General features: G+C 49.8%; 18 protein-coding genes and 1 tRNA gene. 5 read left to right on the forward strand and 14 right to left on the reverse strand.

Translation table 11 applies throughout. The annotated features are described in order from the left end of the window. Positions 1-19 precede the first annotated feature (19 nt). The 13 genes from flgL to E4L36_RS08685 all read right to left on the reverse strand — a co-directional run bounded on the left by flgL (position 20) and on the right by E4L36_RS08685 (position 14,277). Positions 20-1,315, reverse strand: a complete 1,296-nt coding sequence (flgL, locus tag E4L36_RS08625; RefSeq protein WP_169051513.1) for a flagellar hook-associated protein FlgL — start codon at positions 1,313-1,315, stop codon at positions 20-22. Between the two features lie 12 nt (positions 1,316-1,327). Then, entirely contained in the window at positions 1,328-4,087 is a 2,760-nt protein-coding gene (gene flgK / locus E4L36_RS08630; protein WP_136680273.1) for a flagellar hook-associated protein FlgK, read from the reverse strand. Positions 4,088-4,159: 72 nt separating this feature from the next. Beyond that, positions 4,160-5,203, reverse strand: coding sequence for a flagellar assembly peptidoglycan hydrolase FlgJ (flgJ, locus tag E4L36_RS08635; protein ID WP_136680274.1), 1,044 nt, complete (start codon positions 5,201-5,203; stop codon positions 4,160-4,162). A gap of 2 nt (positions 5,204-5,205) precedes the next feature. Continuing rightward, entirely contained in the window at positions 5,206-6,291 is a 1,086-nt protein-coding gene (locus E4L36_RS08640; protein WP_127694442.1) for a flagellar basal body P-ring protein FlgI, read from the reverse strand. Positions 6,292-6,301: 10 nt separating this feature from the next. After that, positions 6,302-6,976, reverse strand: a complete 675-nt coding sequence (gene flgH / locus E4L36_RS08645) for a flagellar basal body L-ring protein FlgH (RefSeq protein ID WP_136680275.1) — start codon at positions 6,974-6,976, stop codon at positions 6,302-6,304. 16 nt (positions 6,977-6,992) lie between these two features. Continuing rightward, positions 6,993-7,778 carry a flagellar basal-body rod protein FlgG gene (gene flgG, locus E4L36_RS08650; RefSeq protein ID WP_127694440.1) on the reverse strand — a complete coding sequence of 262 codons (786 nt, stop codon included), beginning with the start codon at positions 7,776-7,778 and terminating at the stop codon, positions 6,993-6,995. Positions 7,779-7,797: 19 nt separating this feature from the next. After that, positions 7,798-8,541: a flagellar basal-body rod protein FlgF gene (gene flgF, locus E4L36_RS08655; RefSeq protein ID WP_127694439.1), complete on the reverse strand. Its 744-nt coding sequence runs from the start codon at positions 8,539-8,541 to the stop codon at positions 7,798-7,800. A gap of 114 nt (positions 8,542-8,655) precedes the next feature. After that, positions 8,656-10,740, reverse strand: a complete 2,085-nt coding sequence (locus E4L36_RS08660; RefSeq protein ID WP_136680276.1) for a flagellar hook-basal body complex protein — start codon at positions 10,738-10,740, stop codon at positions 8,656-8,658. A gap of 15 nt (positions 10,741-10,755) precedes the next feature. Next, positions 10,756-11,439 carry a flagellar hook capping FlgD N-terminal domain-containing protein gene (locus tag E4L36_RS08665; protein WP_136680277.1) on the reverse strand — a complete coding sequence of 228 codons (684 nt, stop codon included), beginning with the start codon at positions 11,437-11,439 and terminating at the stop codon, positions 10,756-10,758. Positions 11,440-11,460: 21 nt separating this feature from the next. Beyond that, positions 11,461-11,895: a flagellar basal body rod protein FlgC gene (flgC, locus tag E4L36_RS08670; protein ID WP_127694436.1), complete on the reverse strand. Its 435-nt coding sequence runs from the start codon at positions 11,893-11,895 to the stop codon at positions 11,461-11,463. A gap of 2 nt (positions 11,896-11,897) precedes the next feature. Further along, complete coding sequence (gene flgB / locus E4L36_RS08675; RefSeq protein ID WP_127694435.1) at positions 11,898-12,302, reverse strand: flagellar basal body rod protein FlgB; 405 nt, start codon at positions 12,300-12,302, stop codon at positions 11,898-11,900. 174 nt (positions 12,303-12,476) lie between these two features. Next, positions 12,477-13,325 (reverse strand): protein-glutamate O-methyltransferase CheR, encoded by an 849-nt coding sequence (locus E4L36_RS08680; protein ID WP_136680278.1) that lies wholly within the window; start codon positions 13,323-13,325, stop codon positions 12,477-12,479. Between the two features lie 13 nt (positions 13,326-13,338). Further along, the gene (locus E4L36_RS08685; RefSeq protein WP_136680279.1) at positions 13,339-14,277 is read right to left on the reverse strand and encodes a chemotaxis protein CheV; all 939 of its coding nucleotides are present in this window, start codon (positions 14,275-14,277) and stop codon (positions 13,339-13,341) included. Positions 14,278-14,352: 75 nt separating this feature from the next. On the opposite strand from E4L36_RS08685, the gene flgA reads away from it, so the two are divergent. The 5 genes from flgA (at position 14,353) to E4L36_RS08710 (ending at position 16,589) form a co-directional block, all read left to right on the forward strand. Next, a complete protein-coding gene (flgA, locus tag E4L36_RS08690) occupies positions 14,353-15,057 on the forward strand; it encodes a flagellar basal body P-ring formation chaperone FlgA (RefSeq protein ID WP_136680280.1) in 705 nt (234 codons plus the stop codon). Between the two features lie 128 nt (positions 15,058-15,185). Continuing rightward, positions 15,186-15,503, forward strand: a complete 318-nt coding sequence (flgM, locus tag E4L36_RS08695; protein ID WP_127694431.1) for a flagellar biosynthesis anti-sigma factor FlgM — start codon at positions 15,186-15,188, stop codon at positions 15,501-15,503. A 2-nt stretch (positions 15,504-15,505) separates the two neighbouring features. Next, positions 15,506-16,000: a flagellar protein FlgN gene (locus E4L36_RS08700; protein WP_136680281.1), complete on the forward strand. Its 495-nt coding sequence runs from the start codon at positions 15,506-15,508 to the stop codon at positions 15,998-16,000. A gap of 62 nt (positions 16,001-16,062) precedes the next feature. After that, positions 16,063-16,139 (forward strand) — tRNA-Arg (locus E4L36_RS08705). A 126-nt stretch (positions 16,140-16,265) separates the two neighbouring features. Beyond that, positions 16,266-16,589, forward strand: a complete 324-nt coding sequence (locus E4L36_RS08710; RefSeq protein WP_136680282.1) for a cytochrome c — start codon at positions 16,266-16,268, stop codon at positions 16,587-16,589. On the opposite strand, the gene E4L36_RS08715 is transcribed toward E4L36_RS08710, so the two are convergent. Next, on the reverse strand, positions 16,586-18,190 hold the full coding sequence (locus E4L36_RS08715; protein ID WP_240770696.1) for a response regulator: 1,605 nt from the start codon (positions 18,188-18,190) through the stop codon (positions 16,586-16,588). The genes E4L36_RS08710 and E4L36_RS08715 overlap by 4 nt on opposite strands. Positions 18,191-18,461 lie beyond the last annotated feature (271 nt).

Raw genomic sequence — 18,461 nt, forward strand, 5'->3', positions numbered from 1 at the left:
GTAAGCCAAAGCGCTGTTGTTAATTGATGTAGTTAAACAAAGAGAGCGACGCAACCCGGCCAAATGTCGCTTGCGACGCTTGCAGCGTTGCTTCCGCAAAACGGAACTCAGTGATCGCCTCGGCCATATCAGTATCCACAAGACGCGAAATAGCGGTTTTGGTGAAAAGCTCAAAATCGATATTGGATTCCGCAATCTTCTCCAGCGTACTTAAACGAGAACCCAAGGTCGTACGGGCTTCGTTGTTACGATCTTGCGCTTGTTGCACACCATTCAATGCCGTTGCTACCGCTTCAGACAGCTCTGCTTTGCTTTCAGGGCCATCAACAGGCTGCTCCAGCACTTTGGCCAGATCAACAGCAACATCGAGAATATTTTGGCGCTCGCGCTCGATATTTAGCGTGATCTCATTCCCGTTCACGCCATTGCTCGGCTCGTGCAGTTCGAACGTTAAGCCGAACATGTTAACCGCCAGCGGCGTGGTACTAAGGTCACCTGCTGGAATATTTTGCAGTGGAGTACCATCGGTATCCGCTACCGGATTACCTGCGGCATCCAAAACACTGTATTCAAAGACGTTGGGCTGCGGCTCATCCACACGAATCGTGATATCCCCAACGCCCTCTGTGGCTTGTAGGAACTGCTCTTCAAGCGCCGTACTGCTGAAACTCGCTTCGCGGATAAACGGCTGGGTGTTGGTGGCATTTGCTTCAGCAATCGCAACCCCAGTCATATTTATTTCAAGCGGGCCCTCGACTGCTTCGAACAGGTATTGCCCCGAATCATTCGATGCGATGTAAAGGTCACCCCCTACTTGAATCGAGCGCTGCCCGTCGTCACCGCGATAGGCAAAACGGTTGTTCGCTAACTCCTCATAAGGTTTTGTACTGCCTTTACTACCGGCAAAGATATATTCACCTTCCGAGTCTTGCGTGTTCATAAGCCCCGCAACATAGTCAGTCAGCTCGTATAGCTCGTTGGCAATCCCTTTACGGTCTTGATCCGTTAGCGTGGCTTCGTTACCGGCTTTTAGTGCCAGTTCGTTGATGCGGTCCATCGCGATATTAATATCGTCAAGGAGTGAATCTTCTAGCTGTAGACGGCGTTTAGTGACATTGATGTTGTCGTCAAACTTTTCGTACTGAGCTAATTCGCGCTCGAGCTTCACCACTTGCGCTGCCGCAACAGGATCATCAGAGGGTGTTAGCAAGCGCTTACCCGTGTTGATCTCATTTTGCTTGTCAGCCAGCGTTGCTTGGGTTCGCTGCATCTGATCAATGGTTTGCAGATATTGCTGCTGTGTTGAAATTCGCATCATCTACTCCCGTTATATGCTGCTTAGCAAGGTATCGAATACCGTTTGCGACGTGCTGATCAACTGTGCCGAAGCTTGATACGCCATCTGATACTGCACCAATTTAGCCGCTTCTTCGTCTAAGTTAACGCCAGAAACACCCGCTTTCGCGCTGGTGGTTGAATCAAGGACCGACTTATTCGCCTCGACGGTGATGTTATTGGTCGCTGTGCGCGTTCCCACCCGCTCAACTAAACTGCCGTACAGATCTTGATAAGAACCATCGTTGAAGACATCGGCGTTTTGCAAGTCAGATAGCTCAATCGCATTGCGGTTGTCTGAAACACCGTCTTTGTTAAACGTGAACGAGAAACGATCACCCGCCTCTGGTTCATTTGAGATGGTCACCGAGTAACCATCCAGCGCGATTTCACCACCGGGCACATAGGCGCGGTTAGACTGCACAACACCGTCGATGCTCAGCAAAGTTGGATTGTCTGGGTTACTCATATCATAAAGATTGTAGGTCGTCGGCTGACCACCATTGAAAACAATATCCACCGGCGGCGTCAGCGTTGCAGGCTGTGCGAAAGCAAGCGCATCAGGGTTAGTGACCTTCGCCGTTGCGACCCCCGTACCTTGGTTAGTGTTGTCCGATGTAATGCGAATAGGAGAAGCCAACGCCAGCTGTTTACCATCTTGGATCTCTAGCCCTAAATCCTCGGCACCTGTGCGCACTGGTTGAATCAGGTAACGATCTCCACGCACCAACTGCTGGGTGGTATCGATGACAACTTTAAACCCATCCACCGCAAACGCGAGCGTGCCGCGATCTGGGTCGAGGTAGTACTCACCTTGATCAAGCGCGGCAATATTAGAGGTCGTATCACTCGCAAGCGAGGCAACGTTGTTGCTGCCATCCACCAACACAGCAGGGCTGGTGCCACCAATAAGCGCACCGCCGGGTGAACTAATAGAGAAGCTATCAACGCTGCTGTCGGCCTCCGCTTGCGCATTCGTTAAATAACCAACAACCGTGCCGGTATCGCTACCGGCTAGATCCGCCTGCACATTCACTGGGCCACCAGCAACCAAACTTCCATTCGCTGCATAGTTCTGAATGCCGATGATATCGGCGTTCGCGCCGCCACTGGCATCAACGGTAATGTTTCCGCCGGTCCGGTCCAGCAGTTTAACGCCGCCGTCTGCTTCACTTAACTGTAAGTTGCTAAAGTCGGTGCCGTTGGCGCTTGTTTCAGCAGCCAGCGCGGCATTAATTGCCGTCGCTACATTGTCATTGCTGGTAGCACCGGTGGGTAAGTTCACTGTAATTGTTTGCGTGGTGCCGGTCGCATCATTGATCTTAAGATCAAAGCTCACGCCATCACCACCAGCCTCAGTAACACCGCTGATATTGATAGCAGTCTCGGCAGTGACGCCGGATAGACCAGGCTGGCTGTTCATAAAATCAGCCATGCCTTGTGCAGAGTTCACCACCGTAGCCCCACCGGCAATACCATTTACGACCGGTGTTAAGGGTGCCGAGGGCACAGTGGAGCCATCGCCATCCACGACCGGCGCTGTATTGCCGCCCCAGTTTAATAGATTGGCATCTATGGTGCGATCAGCCCCAACATCCTGAAGCTGATTAATCGTGAACTGTTTACCATCACTGTTACGGATCAGCGTGATCTGGCGGTCGTTTTCATAGATCAGTTCATAATCGGACGCCTCTAACTGACCTACATCTTGAATCTCAACCCGCATTTGGGAAATAACGCTTTGGTTATTCGCGTCAGCATGAATACGCCCCCGCTGAACACTGTCGGCGTTGATATCTGTGAAGAAGTTCTTCCCGAAATCGTTGTTTAGGTCGATGCCGTTTTTGTGCGCCTCATTCATGCTAGCAGCAACACCGATGGCAATACGGCCCAGCTCGTCCCGCGCATCGTTCAGCGCTTCTTCGCGATACTGCAATAAGCCACCAATCTGCCCACCGCTCAGCTCTTCAGTTACATCAACCGCGTTACCTGCAACCACAAGCTGAAGGTCACTCTGGCGGTAGTCTGGATTACCCTGCACTGCCACCAATTTATTAGCTGTTTGACCGGTAATAAGGGGCTGACCGTTGCCGACAAAGATGTTGAACTCTTCGCCCTGCTCCACCACCTTCACACCAATCAGGTTCGATAGATTGTTTACCAGCTCTTCACGCTGATCGCGCAGCTCATTGGCTGGATCATTGCTCGCGTTGGCGATACGGATCGCATCGTTTAGATCAGCGATGCCCCGTGAAATGGTATTCACTTGATGAGACAGGTCTTCAACACGCGCATTGATCGTATCGCTCTGCTGCTCAATGTGGCGATCAAGATCATTAAAGCGCTTAACCAACGCATCGGATTCCGCAATCAGCAACTCACGATTTGGGATCGATACAGGATCATCAACCACATTCTGCATCGCTTTAAAGTAGTTGTCTAAACCATCAGAGACACTGGTAACCTGCGTGGCCAGCAAGTTATCCAGATCAGAAGAGAGGCCAGCATAGGTTAACGTGTGCTGGTACGCCGATAGATCTCCCCACATCTGCTCCGTCAAAAAGCGATCGGTAATGCGGCTGACGCTATCAACTTTGGCACCGGTGCGATCCGGCAACGATGTGATATCAGTTGTCTGGCGGCTGTAACCCGGCGTATTAACATTCGAGATATTCTGCCCGATGGTCGCCAGTGCCGACTGATTTGTCCGCAACGCTTGGTTACCGATATTTAGCAGATTAAAGCTGGACATATTTACTCTCCTGGCGCTGCTGAGCAGTACTTAGCAACACCTCTATTGCATCTCTTTTATAGCGGCGAAGGTCTAGCCTTCTTTAGCATCGTTGTCGGCCAACGCTTGCAAACGGCCTTCATAGATTGAGGTGATTTTCTCAGCATATGCGGGATCTGTTGCATAACCAGCCGCTTGCAGCTGCTGCAGATACGCTTTTGGATCGGCAACCACCTCAAGTGCTTGCTGATAACGAGGGTTACTCTGTAAAAAATCAACGTAATCACGAAAGCTTGCTTCGTAGGACGCGTAAGAGCGAAAGAACGCTTGCTCTTTCTGCGCCACACCATCGCGGTACTCCAGCGTGAGTTTGCGCATATTTTCACCACCCCAGCGGCTATCCGCCTTGATGTTGAAAAGATTGAAGCTACTCTGCTCACCCTCTTGGATAATATGTTTACCCCAACCCGTTTCCAGAGCAGCCTGCGCAACCAACACTTTGGGATCGACACCCAACTCACCCGCTACTTTTTCCGCAATAGGAAGCAGTGCATCCACAAACGCTTGTGGTGAGTCAAATCGCGTAGGCTGTGGCGCATCGACAAAGGAGTCTTTAAGCCGCGCCATGGTTTGCTCTAAGGTCTCGCCATCGGTCGGTGCTTGCGCCGCATTCGCGATCACTTGATGGGCTTTGAGCTGCTCAAACACGTTATTCACTGCCGCGCTGCTGCCTTTATTGAAAGCGCGATTGAGCAGCGCTTCAGCTTCGCTCAGGGACTCGCTCGGCTTCGCATCACTTTCCACTCGAATATCAAACTGTTTACCCAGTTGCTTAACTAACAAATCGGCCAGCCCAATTCCCTGTCCCTGCGCCAGATTCGTGGTCATCTGGCTATCCAGCATGTTCTGATAGAAGCTCACCTCGCTGCTGTTAAAAGGCGAGTCTTCATCGATAAACGTGGCGTTAGCTTCGCGCATACTTTTCATGAGCATATCCATGAACATCTGCTCAAACTGCTGCGCAACTTGCTTCAGTGCTTCGGGGCTATCGGTTTTCGCCTCACGCTTAATTTTGTTAAGCGCGTTGAGGTCGGTATAAACCTGTGGATGCTGTTCAGTTATGCTCTTGATTGCCATCGCTAGATCACTATCAGTTCTGCTTTCAGTGCACCGGCTTGCTTCAGCGCCTCAAGGATCGCCATTAGATCACCCGGAGCTGCACCGACTTGGTTAACCGCTTCAACGATGTCGCGCAGGGAAGCCCCCGGCGAGAACTCAAACATGTGGCCAGAGTCTTCATCCACTTGAATGCCCGTGCGCGGCGTAATCACTGTTTCGCCCTCAGTCAAACCGTTCGGCTGGTTAACCTCGAGCTCTTCGGTAATCGCAACCGTTAGGCCACCATGCGTCACCGCTACAGGGGACACACGCACATCTTGCCCAATCACAATTGTTCCTGTGCGTGAGTTGATAATCACTTTGGCCGTCTCTTTAGCTGGCGTAACTTCTAGGTTTTCCAGCACTGAGATAAAAGATACACGCTGCCCCGCATCACGAGGTGCGCGCACCCGAATGGAGGTCGCATCGATCGTTTTCGCCGTGTTAGCGCCTAATAGGTTATTGATCTCTTCCGCAACGCGGCGTGATGTTGTGAAGTCGGGGTGGTTTAGGTTCAGCACTAAGCTATCACCTTGGCTAAACGCGTTAGGCACGGTACGCTCGACCGTCGCGCCGTTGGGGATCCGCCCGACACTCGGCACGTTGACCGACAGCCGCGATCCATCTCGTCCCTCGGCACCAAAGCCTGACACCACCAGATTACCTTGAGCGAGCGCATAAACGTTGCCATCAGCCCCTTTCAGCGGCGACATCAGCAAGCTCCCCCCTCGCAGGCTCTTGGCATCGCCAATGGCAGAAACCGTGATATCAATGGTTTGGCCCGGCTTCGAAAATGGCGGCAGATCAGCGTGAATCGCCACTGCCGCAATATTCTTCGACGATGGACTCACATTCGCCGGAATCGCCACCCCAAAGTTGTTGAGCATGTTACGGAATGTTTGCGATGTGAATGAGGTCTTATCCCCCGTACCATCCAAACCGACCACCAAACCGTAGCCCACCAACTGGTTCGAACGTACACCAGCAACAGAGCTGATGTCTTTGATACGCTCTGCGTGAGCAATACTTGCTAGAAAACAGGTGATCAGAACAAAAAGATAGCGCATTTTAAGCCCCTCAGAGTGGCCACAGCGGGCTAACAAAGAAACGCGACAACCAACCCATCACATTGGTATCGTGCACACCGCCAGTACCGCTATAGCCGATACGTGCATCGGCAAGTTTCGTCGATGAGATGGTGTTATCTGCGGCGATATCCTGCGGGCGTACAAGGCCGCTGATCTGGATATACTCATCACCTTGGTTAAGCGTCAGCCACTTCTCACCGCGCACTAGCATGACACCATTAGGTCTCACGTCATGGACAGTCACGGTGATGTTCCCCGTTAGGCTGTTGCTCATATCCGACTTACCCTCACCCTCAAAGGTGTTAGTAGAAGCACCACTGCTGGCACTAATAGGAGCACCAAATACATCCAGACGATTACCAAACAACGTTGGCTGCGGCAGCGATAGTTCGCTCTCTTTATCCGTTGACGTTTTAGCTGACTTGGACGATTGCGTACGCTCGCTCAGCACCACGGTGATGATGTCACCGATCCGATTAGCGCGCCCATCGCTGTACAGGTCACGGCTCGTTGCAGCATTAAAAATAGCCCCGTTGATTGGGCGAGGCTGCTGTAGCTGTTGAGGCGCAACCGGCGCATAGTAGGGGTTACCCGGTTGCTTAGGCTTGTTCACGCAGCCAACCAGCACGGCCGCAAACACACAAAGAGCCAGTAAACGCTTCATCTCAACACCTCAGCTATTAAAGTTGTTGGGTCACAAACGACAGCATTTCGTCTGCGGTCGAGATCACTTTGGAGTTCATTTCATAGGCGCGCTGGGTAGTGATCATATTGACCAACTCCTCAACCGCATTGACGTTAGACGCCTCTAACATCCCCTGATTGGTAGTGCCGACACCTGCATCACCTGGGTTAGACAACTGAGGCGCACCACTGGCTACAGTTTCACTAAACAGGTTTTGACCCAGCGCCTGCAGACCCGCTGGATTAACGAAATCAGCCAACTGCAACTGGCCCAGCTGTACCGGGTTGGGATCGCCAGCCACGACCGCCGTCACTATGCCGTCAACCCCCACTGTAAAGGTTTGCACCTCGGCGGGTAAGACAATCGCAGGCTCCACCAAGTAACCCTCGCTGGTCACCAGCTCGTTATTCTGGTTGATCTGAAACTGACCGTTACGGGTGTAACCTAGATCACCGTTGGGTAGCGTAACTTGAAAGAAACCGCGGCCATTGATGGCGATATCAAACGGCTGCTCTGTGACTTCAATGTTTCCCTCTTGAAACATCTTCTGCGTGCCCACAACCCGCACACCTGTGCCCAATTGCAAACCAGATGGCAGTTGGGTTTCAGCCGCGCTCTCAGCGCCCGGCTGGCGCTGGATTTGATAGAGCAGATCTTCAAAAACCGCACGGTCTTTCTTGAAGCCCGTGGTGCTCGCATTAGCAAGGTTGTTGGAAATAACTTTAAGCGAGGTGTCTTGAGCAGATAGACCTGTTTTCGCAACAAAGAGTGCACCGTGCATCGTATTAATCTCCTGACACTTAGCTTAGCTGTAGAATTTTTGTAGCCGCTTCAGAATTCTCTTCAGCCGCTTTCATCATTTTCAAATTAACTTCAAATTGGCGCGACAAGCTGATCATGCTCGTCAGCTCATGGACTGCATTGACGTTACTACCTTCCAAAAAGCCAGATTTTAAGCGCTGGTTGAGATCCGGCCCTATCTCGGCGTTACCGTCGATATGCATAAGGCCATCGGTTCCTTTGAAGATACTCTGGTCGCCCAGATTGACTAGCTTGATCTGATCAACCACCGCAACCTCGGCGGCAGTTTCGCCCAGCGGTCGAATACTAATCCAACCATCCACGCCAATATCGATCTTCTCGGCAGGCGGAATAACAATAGGCGTGCCGCCGTTGCCCATGACCGGCAAACCGCTGCCAGTTATTAGCTGGTTAGCGGCATTGATCTGCAGTTCGCCTGAGCGCGTGTAGGCCTCGTTGCCGTCTGGGCCGATAACAGCAATCCAGCCATCTCCAAGGATAGCGATATCCAGATCACGGCCGGTTTCGATGAGCTGACCATCGCTAATATCTGTTGCTGGACGCTCACTCATGGCATAAACCCGGCTCGGCATCCCCTCGCCAAACACTTGCATAGCGCGGGCTTGGGACAAATCGTGCTTAAAGCCGGTGGTGTTGGCGTTGGCTAAGTTGTTGGCATGAGCCTGCTGTCCGCGCATATTTTCGCGCGCGCCGCTCATAGCAAGGTAAACAACTTTATCCATAGAAACTCTCTCTTCTTATTGCGCCGGTTTGGGCTACTTTAAGTAGAGACAAGCAATTGATATGCCAAAAAGAAAAGGGCTGCTGAAGCAGCCCTTAAAGAGAGGAAAAAACGTTTAGATCTGCAGAATCGACTGCGTTACGGTGTTCAACGTTTCCAGTGTCTTAGAGTTCGCCTGGAAGTTACGCTGCGCTTCGATCAGTTTTACCAGCTCCGCAGATAGATCCACGTTAGACTGCTCCAGCGATGCCGAACGTAACAATCCGTTCAAGCCAGCACCCGGAGGGTTAAGGATCGCAGACCCCGAATCCAATGTTGCCGTCCACTCAGTGTCACCACTGGGCTGTAAACCTGATTGGTTCTCGAAGGTAGCCACGGCCACAATACCGATATTGAGCTGCTCACCATTACTAAACGATGCAATCATCTCACCTGTGGAACCGAATGAAACACCAATTAGGTCGCCCTTAGCATAACCATCTTGATCCGATGCTTTGATAATCGACTCTGATGCAAACTGAGTTGAGCCGCCAATATTCAACGCAATATTGTTGTTTTTGTTGGCAGGGTCTGCGCCTTTAATAATGATCTCAGGTATCGTTGCTCCTGTACGGATCTCTTCACCGTTAATCTCGGTTAGCAAACCATTTTCAGGATTGAACTTAACCAGAATCGGACCCGGTTCTGTATCTGTACCCGTACCCGCATCATTCAACTTACCGATATCGAGTGCTTCCTCGCCATTGAGATAGGCATACATTAGATAAACGCCGTTGTAGGAATTGTCACCATCGATCTCGTAGTTGGCATCAACCTTACCCGTTGCCACCTCAGAGCCGATAAAGACTTGGTTAGCACTACCGATCAATGCGGCATCATCGATCACCTGGGCCGAACGCGCGCCAAGGTTGGCAGGGTTTACATCCGGTTTAAACTCAATACGTAACGAACCGTTCGCACCCTGATCAGGATCCCAGCTTACGGATAAGATATCCGGATTTGCCTCAAGGATATCGGACTCACGATCACGAATAGCCAAGGCAACCTGCTCGGATGTCATACCGTTGTCACCTGTTGAGATCGCGATCTCAACACCGGCTACTTCAAGGTCGAGCTGCTCATTGGCCGCAAATGTGCCCGTTTGGAACTCGAAGAAGTGTTTCTCATTGCTCGAAACAAAACCCGACGCATCGGTTGTGGTTGGCGTCAACGCGACACGGTCAGGCGCCGAGTTATCCGTCACAAGCAGATCGCCAAATTCGCGCGAGTCAGATAGCTTCAAAATACGTAATGTACCGTTACCCGCATCATCCACGCGATACTCAACAGATTTGATGCGTGGATCAGCTTCTTGAAGATCAGCGAGTGTTTGCCCACCCAGCTCAAACACTTTCAAGTCTTGGCCATTATCCACAGCTTTAGCCGTTGCCGTTTTCAGAACGAAGTCACCGTTTGCTGACTCATCATAAAGCGGCAAGAGCATCCCGTCTGTATCTGCAGCAGTACCGATGCCGGAGATATACACTCGATCACCCGGTGTCGTTTGGTAATTGCTGTACTCGTTCTCTGGGCGCTGCTCAGCAAAGTTGTACTTAATAGTGTGCTCATTACCGAGGCTGTCGAACGTACGCACTGTGGTACTGTAGGTAAAAGAGCCCGCTTTATCTTTGTCGTAGTTCGGCAGCAGCGTATTGGCATCTTCACGCGAGTCAATGTTGAAAGAAAGATCCATTGTTTCTGTGGTTTTCGGTGGAAATTCCTTCTCAGTTACCGCTAAGTTACCAATCGGCAGACGGTTACCTCTGTCGTCCAAACCGTAACCTTGCAGGAACTTACCGTTCTTGGAAACGATAAAACCATCTTTGTTCAGCTCAAACGCACCTGCGCGTGTGTACGTCGTACCGCCTTGACCATCATTCAGTTGGAAAAAGCCGGAACCGTTGATCGCCAAGTCGAGGTTGTTATTCGTGAATTCTAACGTACCAGCACTGAAGTCCTGCGCGATATCAGATACCGTTACACCTGAACCCGGCGTGTTACTACTACCCGCACCAACCACTGATGCTGTATAGATATCGCCAAACTCAGTACGCGATGTTTTGTAACCAATAGTACTGGAGTTGGCAATGTTGTTACCCGTTACATCAAGCATGGTGGAAGATGCTTTCAACCCAGTCACTGCAGTATTAAACCCTGCCATATTATGATCCTCTTCTTATCCTATCTGCTTGATGTCATTGATACTGGCTGAGCCCGCATCGGTGTTTACGCGCATACCCACACCATTCTGGCCAAGGGTCACGCTATTCACTGTATGTGCAATAAAAGTATCGACCGGCTCATAATTTCCACCGGCCTCTTCTGCCGCTTCGATCACCACGCGGTAGCTGCCTTTGGGTAGATCTTCGCTCGCCTTCCAAACGAACTCATGATCCCCCGCTCGACGAGAGCCCATTGACCAGCTATCGACCACATTGCCACTCAGATCCGTGATACTAACGCGCATATCATCTACCGTTTTCTCGATTGAGCCGACTCCGCGAATCTCATCGCTCTCGCCGATAGACGCCACTTGCGTGTTGATATACGCCTTTTGCCCCACCATCGATGAAGCCTGCAGCGCTGCTTGGCTTGTCATCAATTGAGCGCTCATACTCTCGACGCTTTGCGTTAGCTTGTTGATACTTTCAACCTGACTCATGCTCGAAATCTGCTGCATGAAATCATTGGTATCTGCCGGGCTCGTCGGATCCTGATTTTGAAGCTGAGCGATCATCAGCTTCATAAACATATCGCTATCGCTCTCCGACTGCGTTTTTTGCGTACTCGCATTTTGGTTAGCTTGGTTTATCTGCTCATAAACCGACGGCGAGCCGCTAACGTTGTTAACATCAGCCATAGGACTACCTCAACACCCTAATTACTGACCCAGCGTAAGGGCACGCTGGACCATCTGTTTAGCGGAGTTCATTACCTCAGCATTGATCTGGAACGAACGAGATGCAGTGATCATATCCGCCATCTCTTCAACCACATTGACGTTTGGGTAATGCACATAGCCACCCTCGTCAGCCAATGGGTGGTTCGGGTTGTACTCTTTACGTAACGGCGCATCACTCTCAACGATGCCTGCCACCTGCACGCCCTGACCGGGCAGCAAGCCTGCGTCGACATCCGTCATCTGTTCTAGTGTGGGTGCTTTCAGCTCAAACACCGGTTTGCGCGCGCGATATGTCTCATCAACGCTGGAGCTGACACTTTCAGCGTTAGCTAAGTTACTTGCGGTCGTGTTCAAACGTACAGTTTGCGCACTCATCGCTGAACCGGCTATTTGAAAGACATTCGTTAAAGACATGTTTACTCACCCTTCAAGGCTTTTGATAAGCCTTTAAATTTGCGGTTCAAAAAATCAAAAGACGCTTGATAGTCCAGTGCGTTCTCGGTGTATCGCGCCATCTCTTCCTGCACTTCCACAGTATTGTCGTCTACCGATGGCTGCATAGGAGTGCGGTACATTAAGTCAGCCGCAAAATCTGGGTTGATAACGTCTGCATAGTGCGAATCGTGAGTCATGGACATTTTTAGCGGTGTTTGAGTAAGCGGCTGAGTGCCTGCAAGGATCTCTTTAAAATCCATATCACGCGCTTTGTAGTTTGGTGTATCAGCATTCGCGATATTATTAGCAAGCACTTCTGCACGCTTCTCACGCACAGCAACCGCTTGCTGATGAATCCCTAATGCTTTATCAAATGAAATTGCCATAACACACCTCTATCAATCTGCTCTACTTCAAGCAAAAGACGTGCCATAGAGAAACAAAAAGGTATGGTACCGATTTAAGGGGGCTACAGAGCGACTAAAGGCAAGGGAGTTACACTAGACAATAAAAAAGCGGCATACCATTGCCGCTTCTTTGCCGCTGTTGTCTCGGTATGGCTAGATAGCCTGATAGATTATGCCGGGTCGGCAATGAATCATTTTGTAGCAATCAGATAGACCGGGCAGCGACTCTGATGCCCCTAAAATCAAGTAGCCTCCCATATTGAGCTGGCGGCGCATCTTACGCAAGATCTCAGTTTTGACGTCAGCGGAAAAATAGATCAGTACGTTTCGGCAAAAGATGATGTCAAACTGCCCCATCGCCGAATATTGTCCAAGCAAGTTAATACTTTGAAAGCGTACTCGGGATTTGAGGGCTGGGCTGATCGTCCAAGACCCGTCGGCGTTCTCGGCAAAATGCTTCATCAAACGGTCTTTATCCAACCCCCGCCCAAGCGCCAACATTTCGTAGCGTCCAGATCGTGCTTGCTGTAACGCACTGGTGGAGATATCGGTTGCGATGATTTCCTCGCCCAATCCAAACGCGCCAAGGTTAGCTTTCTTAAACTCGTCAATCACCATACTCAGCGAGTATGGCTCTTGTCCGGTAGAACAGGCCGCAGACCAGATACGAATCTTCTTCTTTTTCTGCTCTGTGTGTAGTTCCGGCAGTAAACGATTTTTGAGAATGTCATAAGGATGAATGTCCCGAAACCAAAGCGTTTCGTTCGTTGTCATCGCATCAATGACTTTCTCTTTTAATTGGTTAGCCCCTGGACGCTGAAGCGCGCTGACAAGCGCCTTCAGATCGCTAAAGGTATTTTCGCTCATGATCTTGCTTAGGCGGCTTTGCACTAAGTATTGCTTGTGCTCAGCCAGAACAATTCCGCAGCTACGCTCTAAAAACTCACTAAAGACACGGAATTCTTCAGGGGTAATGCGAAACTGTTTTAAGCCATCCGTCATAGAGTCTCCCAAGTTATCGACCTTCGACTTTTTTGATACGCTCGATGACAACTCCCGCTAGGTCATCAGGGTTGAACTTGGCTAAGAACCCGTCCGCACCGACTTTTTTAACCATAGATACGTTGAAGCCACCACTCAACGAAGAGTGCAGCACAATATGCATACGCTCCATACGAGGGTCTTCACGAATCATCGCAGCTAAGGTGTAACCGTCCATTTCTGGCATCTCGATATCGGAGATCACCATCAAGAACAGCTCGGTGACATCGTTACCTTTTTCCGCAAGCTGTACTAACAGATCCCAAGCAATTCGACCGTTATTACACGTTGTTACCTTACAACCAAGGTCTTCCAAACTGCGCTGCATCTGGTTGCGCGCCACACTAGAGTCATCAACACAAAGTACGTGATGCTCTCGTGCTTTGCTACGCACTTCAGACGTCGCTACATCATCGCTTACTTTGGTTGCCATTGGGTAAAGGTCGGCCAAAATTTGCTCTACATCGAGAATTTCAATCAACTTACCTTCGTGCTCAAAAACGGCAGTCAGGTAGTTTTCAACACCGATCTCAGCAGGCGGCGCCATAATCTGATCCCAGTGGGTATTAAGAATTCGATCGACTTTGCGCACCAAGAACGCAAGCGTTCGCTTGTTGTACTCGGCAACGATAAGAAAACAGACTTGTTGCTGCTCTTTTGGTATCGCGTTTCGGCCAATAGCTTCAGAGAGGTCCAGCACGGGGATTGTCTCGCCCCGAATGTGGGCCATTCCTTTAATGGCAGTTGTTTGGCGCGGCACTTCTGTCAACTCGGGACATTGCAGCACCTCGCGGACTTTAAATACATTGATGCCGTAGGTTTGATCTGTTTCAAGATTAAACAACAACAGCTCTAAACGGTTTTGACCTACCATCTGTGTGCGTAGGTTTACAGTATCTAGAATACCTGACATGATCAGCACCAAGTCCAATGTCACTTATTGAGTGGCTCAACGCTATCCTCTTACCCTGCTCATACAGGTGATACCGTGAGTTCTTTTAAAGCTATGCGCTTTGTCGGCATAACTTCACTTCTATTTAGCTTTTTTACGTGTGCGGTGCCTGCCTTCGCAGCGCCAATCGAAGAGCAAATTAAATCTCAAATCTATCAACACTTTGCCAGCAGATATCCGCATGCAGCTATTAATATAGTATTAAACTCGATAAATGATCAGCTTAAAGAAAAAAAATGCCGCGATTTATCGACAAGACCGCCAGCAAAGCTTCCACGAGGAGGCCGTTTAACGGTGAGAGTGCAATGCAGCACCCCCCAACGCTGGGTAGCGCATGTCACCGGCAAGGTAGAAGCTTTTAGCTCAGTTGCCACTGCACGCAACACACTCCCCAAAGGAAAGCTCATCCAAGCAGTTGATCTAGCATTCCAACGCCATGATTTGACTACGCTTAAGCCCGGGTACTTTTTCACGCCCGATACACTTATCGGTGCACAGGTCAGAAGAACAATTACCTCGCAAAGAGTGATCAACAGTAGCCATATCAAACTGCCCAACTTAGTCAACAAAGGCGATAGTGTCATCATCATTGCACAGAAAAATGGCATGAGCATTCGCACTCAAGGCACAGCGCTGGATGCAGGTTTAGCTGGGGATCAAATCCGTGTGGTTAACAACCGCTCGCAAAAGGTTATCAAGGCCTACATTAAAAAACGCGGCCAAGTTACTGTTTTTTATTAGCATAAATTAAGACGCCTGCTATACTTCAAAAATATTTTGCCTCAATTTATTTTTTTTAACTTTTTTTCTAAAGTTTACGGTAAGCTAGCCGTTAATCCATATATGGAAAACATTTTGAGGTTAACGTCATGGTTATTGATCTGAACAGCTCTGCATCGCAAACAGCGATAAGTGCTCGTGATAAGGTCAGCACCCAAAAAGGTAACGGGGGAGCTGCCGCACGTACTGACGCTGCACCGGCAAAGTCTGCACCTCGCGACACAGTACAACTAAGTGATACAGCAAAAGCGTTAAAGTCCATTGATGCTAAGTTGTCTAACACGCCTGAAGTTAACAGCGAGAAAGTGGCGCGCATCAAGGCAGCAATAGAAGACGGTAGTTACAATGTTGACGCCCAGCGCGTTGCAGAAAAAATCCTGAGTTTCGAGTCTCAGCTATCTGAGTAATTATGCTTAGCGATAACCAAGCCCTATCAGATTTTAATGCCCTCACCCTAGAGGGCATTTCCGTTTTAGACACTCTCATAACGCTGCTCGACCACGAGCTAGAAGCTCTGCAAAATCGAGATTTAGATGCTATCAACGCCATCAATCAAGACAAGCAGCACGCTCTACTAGCCTTTGATAAGAACAACCATGATCGCAACCAATTACTGGAATCGCGCAATCTTCCGATAGATAAGCAGGGTATACAAGCGCTTCAGAAGAGCGCGACGGATAGCTTATTAGCAAAAGAGTTTAGTAATAACTGGCAGCAAATCGAGCAAACGTTAGAGCGCGCAATGAGTGCAAACAAGCGCAATGAAATTGTCTTAGCTCGTAGCAAGCAAAACGTTGAAAAGCTGATCAGCTTACTTCGCGGCCAGAATCCTAAAAACACCCTTTATGATGCAAAAGGCGGAAAAGGCGATTACTCAAGCCAATCCCGCATCGGAAAAGCGTGACTACTTGCCTTCCGCCACAAAAATCTTAAAATATTGATTCATAACGCTTTCACACCCAAAACGTCCCAGTAGCTCAGGTGGATAGAGCGGTCCCCTCCTAAGGGACAGGCCAGGGGTTCGAATCCTCTCTGGGACGCCATCGATAACCTTTTAGACCTATACGCCAGCGCACTCTTTTGAAGGCCGCTATACTCAGTACATAACTGATATCCCAGATGGAACTGAGTATCTCTTATCTAGATCGGATGCCTATGGAGACCTCAGCATGAAAACTCCACGTCACTATTCTGCCGCTATGGTTATTGTCGCCATAACGGGGCTTGCCGCATGTACTGAGCCCGAAACAGGCGACCGCAACGGCGAGCAACTCTTCCTCAAATACTGCGCCAGCTGCCACAAATCGAGTGGCGGAGGAAACTTTCTAAAAGGCGTTCCGTCAGCCAAACACACCCGACTTACTGAAAAGCAGATCTTACAGCTTATCTACTACGGACGCCCACACAGCCAGATGCCGACATTCCCGACGCTAAAGCTCAGTGAGGCAAAGTTAATAGCTGGATATGTGTCTAACCAACTCAGGCGCCACTAACGCAGCAGCGCCCCCAAACTACCTGAGGGCAGCTCCTCTAACGGTAAGGCTAAACTCTGCTTAAGAAAGAGTAATTTACTGCGCTCAGCGGGTTCAAGCGGCATCCGCTCGGTAAGCTTTAAGTATCGACTCACCATTTTCAAACGCTCATCTCGACGCGCAGATTCTTGCTTTGCTGACTCCAAGAAAAGCTGTGCTAAATTCAACAAGGCTTTTGTATTCTTGGGGTCGTGCTCAATTGCCAGACCAAAATAGCGAATCGCCTGAGCCGCTTTGTCAGCAAGGTAGTGCTTCACTCCCAAACGATTAACTCGCATGCTCATCTCTGGATCATGTTTAACCGCCGCAGCACGCGCGACACCCGCCACATCTTCCGTAGACTTCGGCAACGGCTCTCCCTTCACGATACGCCGCTGCTCATCAATATCCACAGGCACCTCCATCTGCTTCGCGTAAACCACCGCCTTTTGCAGATGCCTTTTAGCCTCTTCAGGGTTATTTAAATCTCTCTCGAGCTCACTTCGCAGCAGCTCTGCCTCTAGCCGAACAGCTGGATCGTCAGGGTATCGGTAGGTAACGTGATTAAGTATTTCATCGAGCTGATTATGGAGTTTGATCGCTTCATCATTTGAGGAGTTTTTCATCTGCAGGCGCTTCACATTCGCCAACCGAAGAAACGGCTCCGGCGAGCGATAGCAACTATGTTTACCCAGCGAGATCGATTTCCGATAGGCATGATCAGCAACATCTAGCGAATTGCTATGTACCGAAACACGTCCAAGCTCCATATGCCGCGGGATACTCAATGGGCTCTTCTGCGTGGCATCTCGCAGCGCAAGACGCGCTTCCTCCACCTCCCCCATCGACTCTTTAACTTTCGCGTAGAGATCGTGAGCCGCCATTAATAAAGGGAAGTGGCTAAGCAACTCGCCTAAATGCTCACTAGCCTCCTGTAGCTTACCCTGGCCAATCAGGGCCTCAGCCAAGCACAACCCACTCTCCTTCTCACTGAGATGCACGAAGCGGTACTTGAAAAAATGCTCGGCCTCTTCGAAGCGCCCCATCTCCAGCAATAACCGCCCTTTCACGAGCTGTACGTAATCGTAATTTTTGCCGGCTAGCTCAACGCGATCACATAGCTTAACAGCACGATCTAGCTGGCCGCGGCTCACTGCCTCATCAACTTCAACCAGCGATAGCTTACGGTACATGACCAAATCTAACCGAGCCTTTAGCTCATCCATAGAAAACGGCTTGGTGATCAACACATCTGGCTTAGAGTCGATAGCGTGAAGAATGACCTCTTGGGAAGAGTCGCTGGTCATAAATACCCAACAGGACGAAGCCTTCATAAAGCCCCGAAAACGACACTCCTCAAGAATTTGCATACCGCTAAAAGAGTCACTCGCGTTATGCCCAAGCAGCACAATATCAAAGGCTTCTTCCTGAATAAGCTCCATCAACTGATCATTAATCGTGACAGCATGGATATTAGACACGCCCAACTGGCGGAGCATATAAACAATGGTGGCGCGCATGTTGCCACTACTCTCAATCAAGAGCACCTGCTTGTCTGAATAGTCGATAGTAAATAGGCTCACCGAGGAGACACCGCCTTGTGCAAAAACTCCCTCTTAGTATAAAAGGCTAGTATAGGCAGCGGAAAGGAATTACATGCAAAAAAAAACACCGGCGAGGGTGACCGCACGGTGTTTAATACAGTTCTATGCTGTAGGTGCATACTATAATTGCCCCTCATCTAGCCCCATGATGCAGATCAAAAAACACTCTACAAAGTGCAATCTTATACTTTATGCTAAGCGAGCATATCACTACCTTTCCTTTAAACTGGAATAAAAATATAAAGCGAGA

Source organism: Neptunomonas sp. XY-337, assembly GCF_004959845.1.
Classification (GTDB): domain Bacteria; phylum Pseudomonadota; class Gammaproteobacteria; order Pseudomonadales; family Balneatricaceae; genus Neptunomonas; species Neptunomonas marina.

What these genes read in the sequence shown, in the direction of transcription:
- flgL (WP_169051513.1), bottom strand. Translation starts at nt 1,315, where the DNA reads ATGCGAATTTCAACACAGCAGCAATATCTGCAAACCATTGATCAGATG.
- E4L36_RS08680 (WP_136680278.1), bottom strand. Translation starts at nt 13,325, where the DNA reads ATGACGGATGGCTTAAAACAGTTTCGCATTACCCCTGAAGAATTCCGT.
- E4L36_RS08700 (WP_136680281.1), top strand. Translation starts at nt 15,506, where the DNA reads ATGCTTAGCGATAACCAAGCCCTATCAGATTTTAATGCCCTCACCCTA.
- E4L36_RS08660 (WP_136680276.1), bottom strand. Translation starts at nt 10,740, where the DNA reads ATGGCAGGGTTTAATACTGCAGTGACTGGGTTGAAAGCATCTTCCACC.
- E4L36_RS08640 (WP_127694442.1), bottom strand. Translation starts at nt 6,291, where the DNA reads ATGCGCTATCTTTTTGTTCTGATCACCTGTTTTCTAGCAAGTATTGCT.
- flgC (WP_127694436.1), bottom strand. Translation starts at nt 11,895, where the DNA reads ATGTCTTTAACGAATGTCTTTCAAATAGCCGGTTCAGCGATGAGTGCG.
- flgJ (WP_136680274.1), bottom strand. Translation starts at nt 5,203, where the DNA reads ATGGCAATCAAGAGCATAACTGAACAGCATCCACAGGTTTATACCGAC.
- flgB (WP_127694435.1), bottom strand. Translation starts at nt 12,302, where the DNA reads ATGGCAATTTCATTTGATAAAGCATTAGGGATTCATCAGCAAGCGGTT.
- flgG (WP_127694440.1), bottom strand. Translation starts at nt 7,778, where the DNA reads ATGCACGGTGCACTCTTTGTTGCGAAAACAGGTCTATCTGCTCAAGAC.
- E4L36_RS08665 (WP_136680277.1), bottom strand. Translation starts at nt 11,439, where the DNA reads ATGGCTGATGTTAACAACGTTAGCGGCTCGCCGTCGGTTTATGAGCAG.
- flgK (WP_136680273.1), bottom strand. Translation starts at nt 4,087, where the DNA reads ATGTCCAGCTTTAATCTGCTAAATATCGGTAACCAAGCGTTGCGGACA.
- flgH (WP_136680275.1), bottom strand. Translation starts at nt 6,976, where the DNA reads ATGAAGCGTTTACTGGCTCTTTGTGTGTTTGCGGCCGTGCTGGTTGGC.
- flgF (WP_127694439.1), bottom strand. Translation starts at nt 8,541, where the DNA reads ATGGATAAAGTTGTTTACCTTGCTATGAGCGGCGCGCGCGAAAATATG.
- E4L36_RS08710 (WP_136680282.1), top strand. Translation starts at nt 16,266, where the DNA reads ATGAAAACTCCACGTCACTATTCTGCCGCTATGGTTATTGTCGCCATA.
- E4L36_RS08685 (WP_136680279.1), bottom strand. Translation starts at nt 14,277, where the DNA reads ATGTCAGGTATTCTAGATACTGTAAACCTACGCACACAGATGGTAGGT.
- flgM (WP_127694431.1), top strand. Translation starts at nt 15,186, where the DNA reads ATGGTTATTGATCTGAACAGCTCTGCATCGCAAACAGCGATAAGTGCT.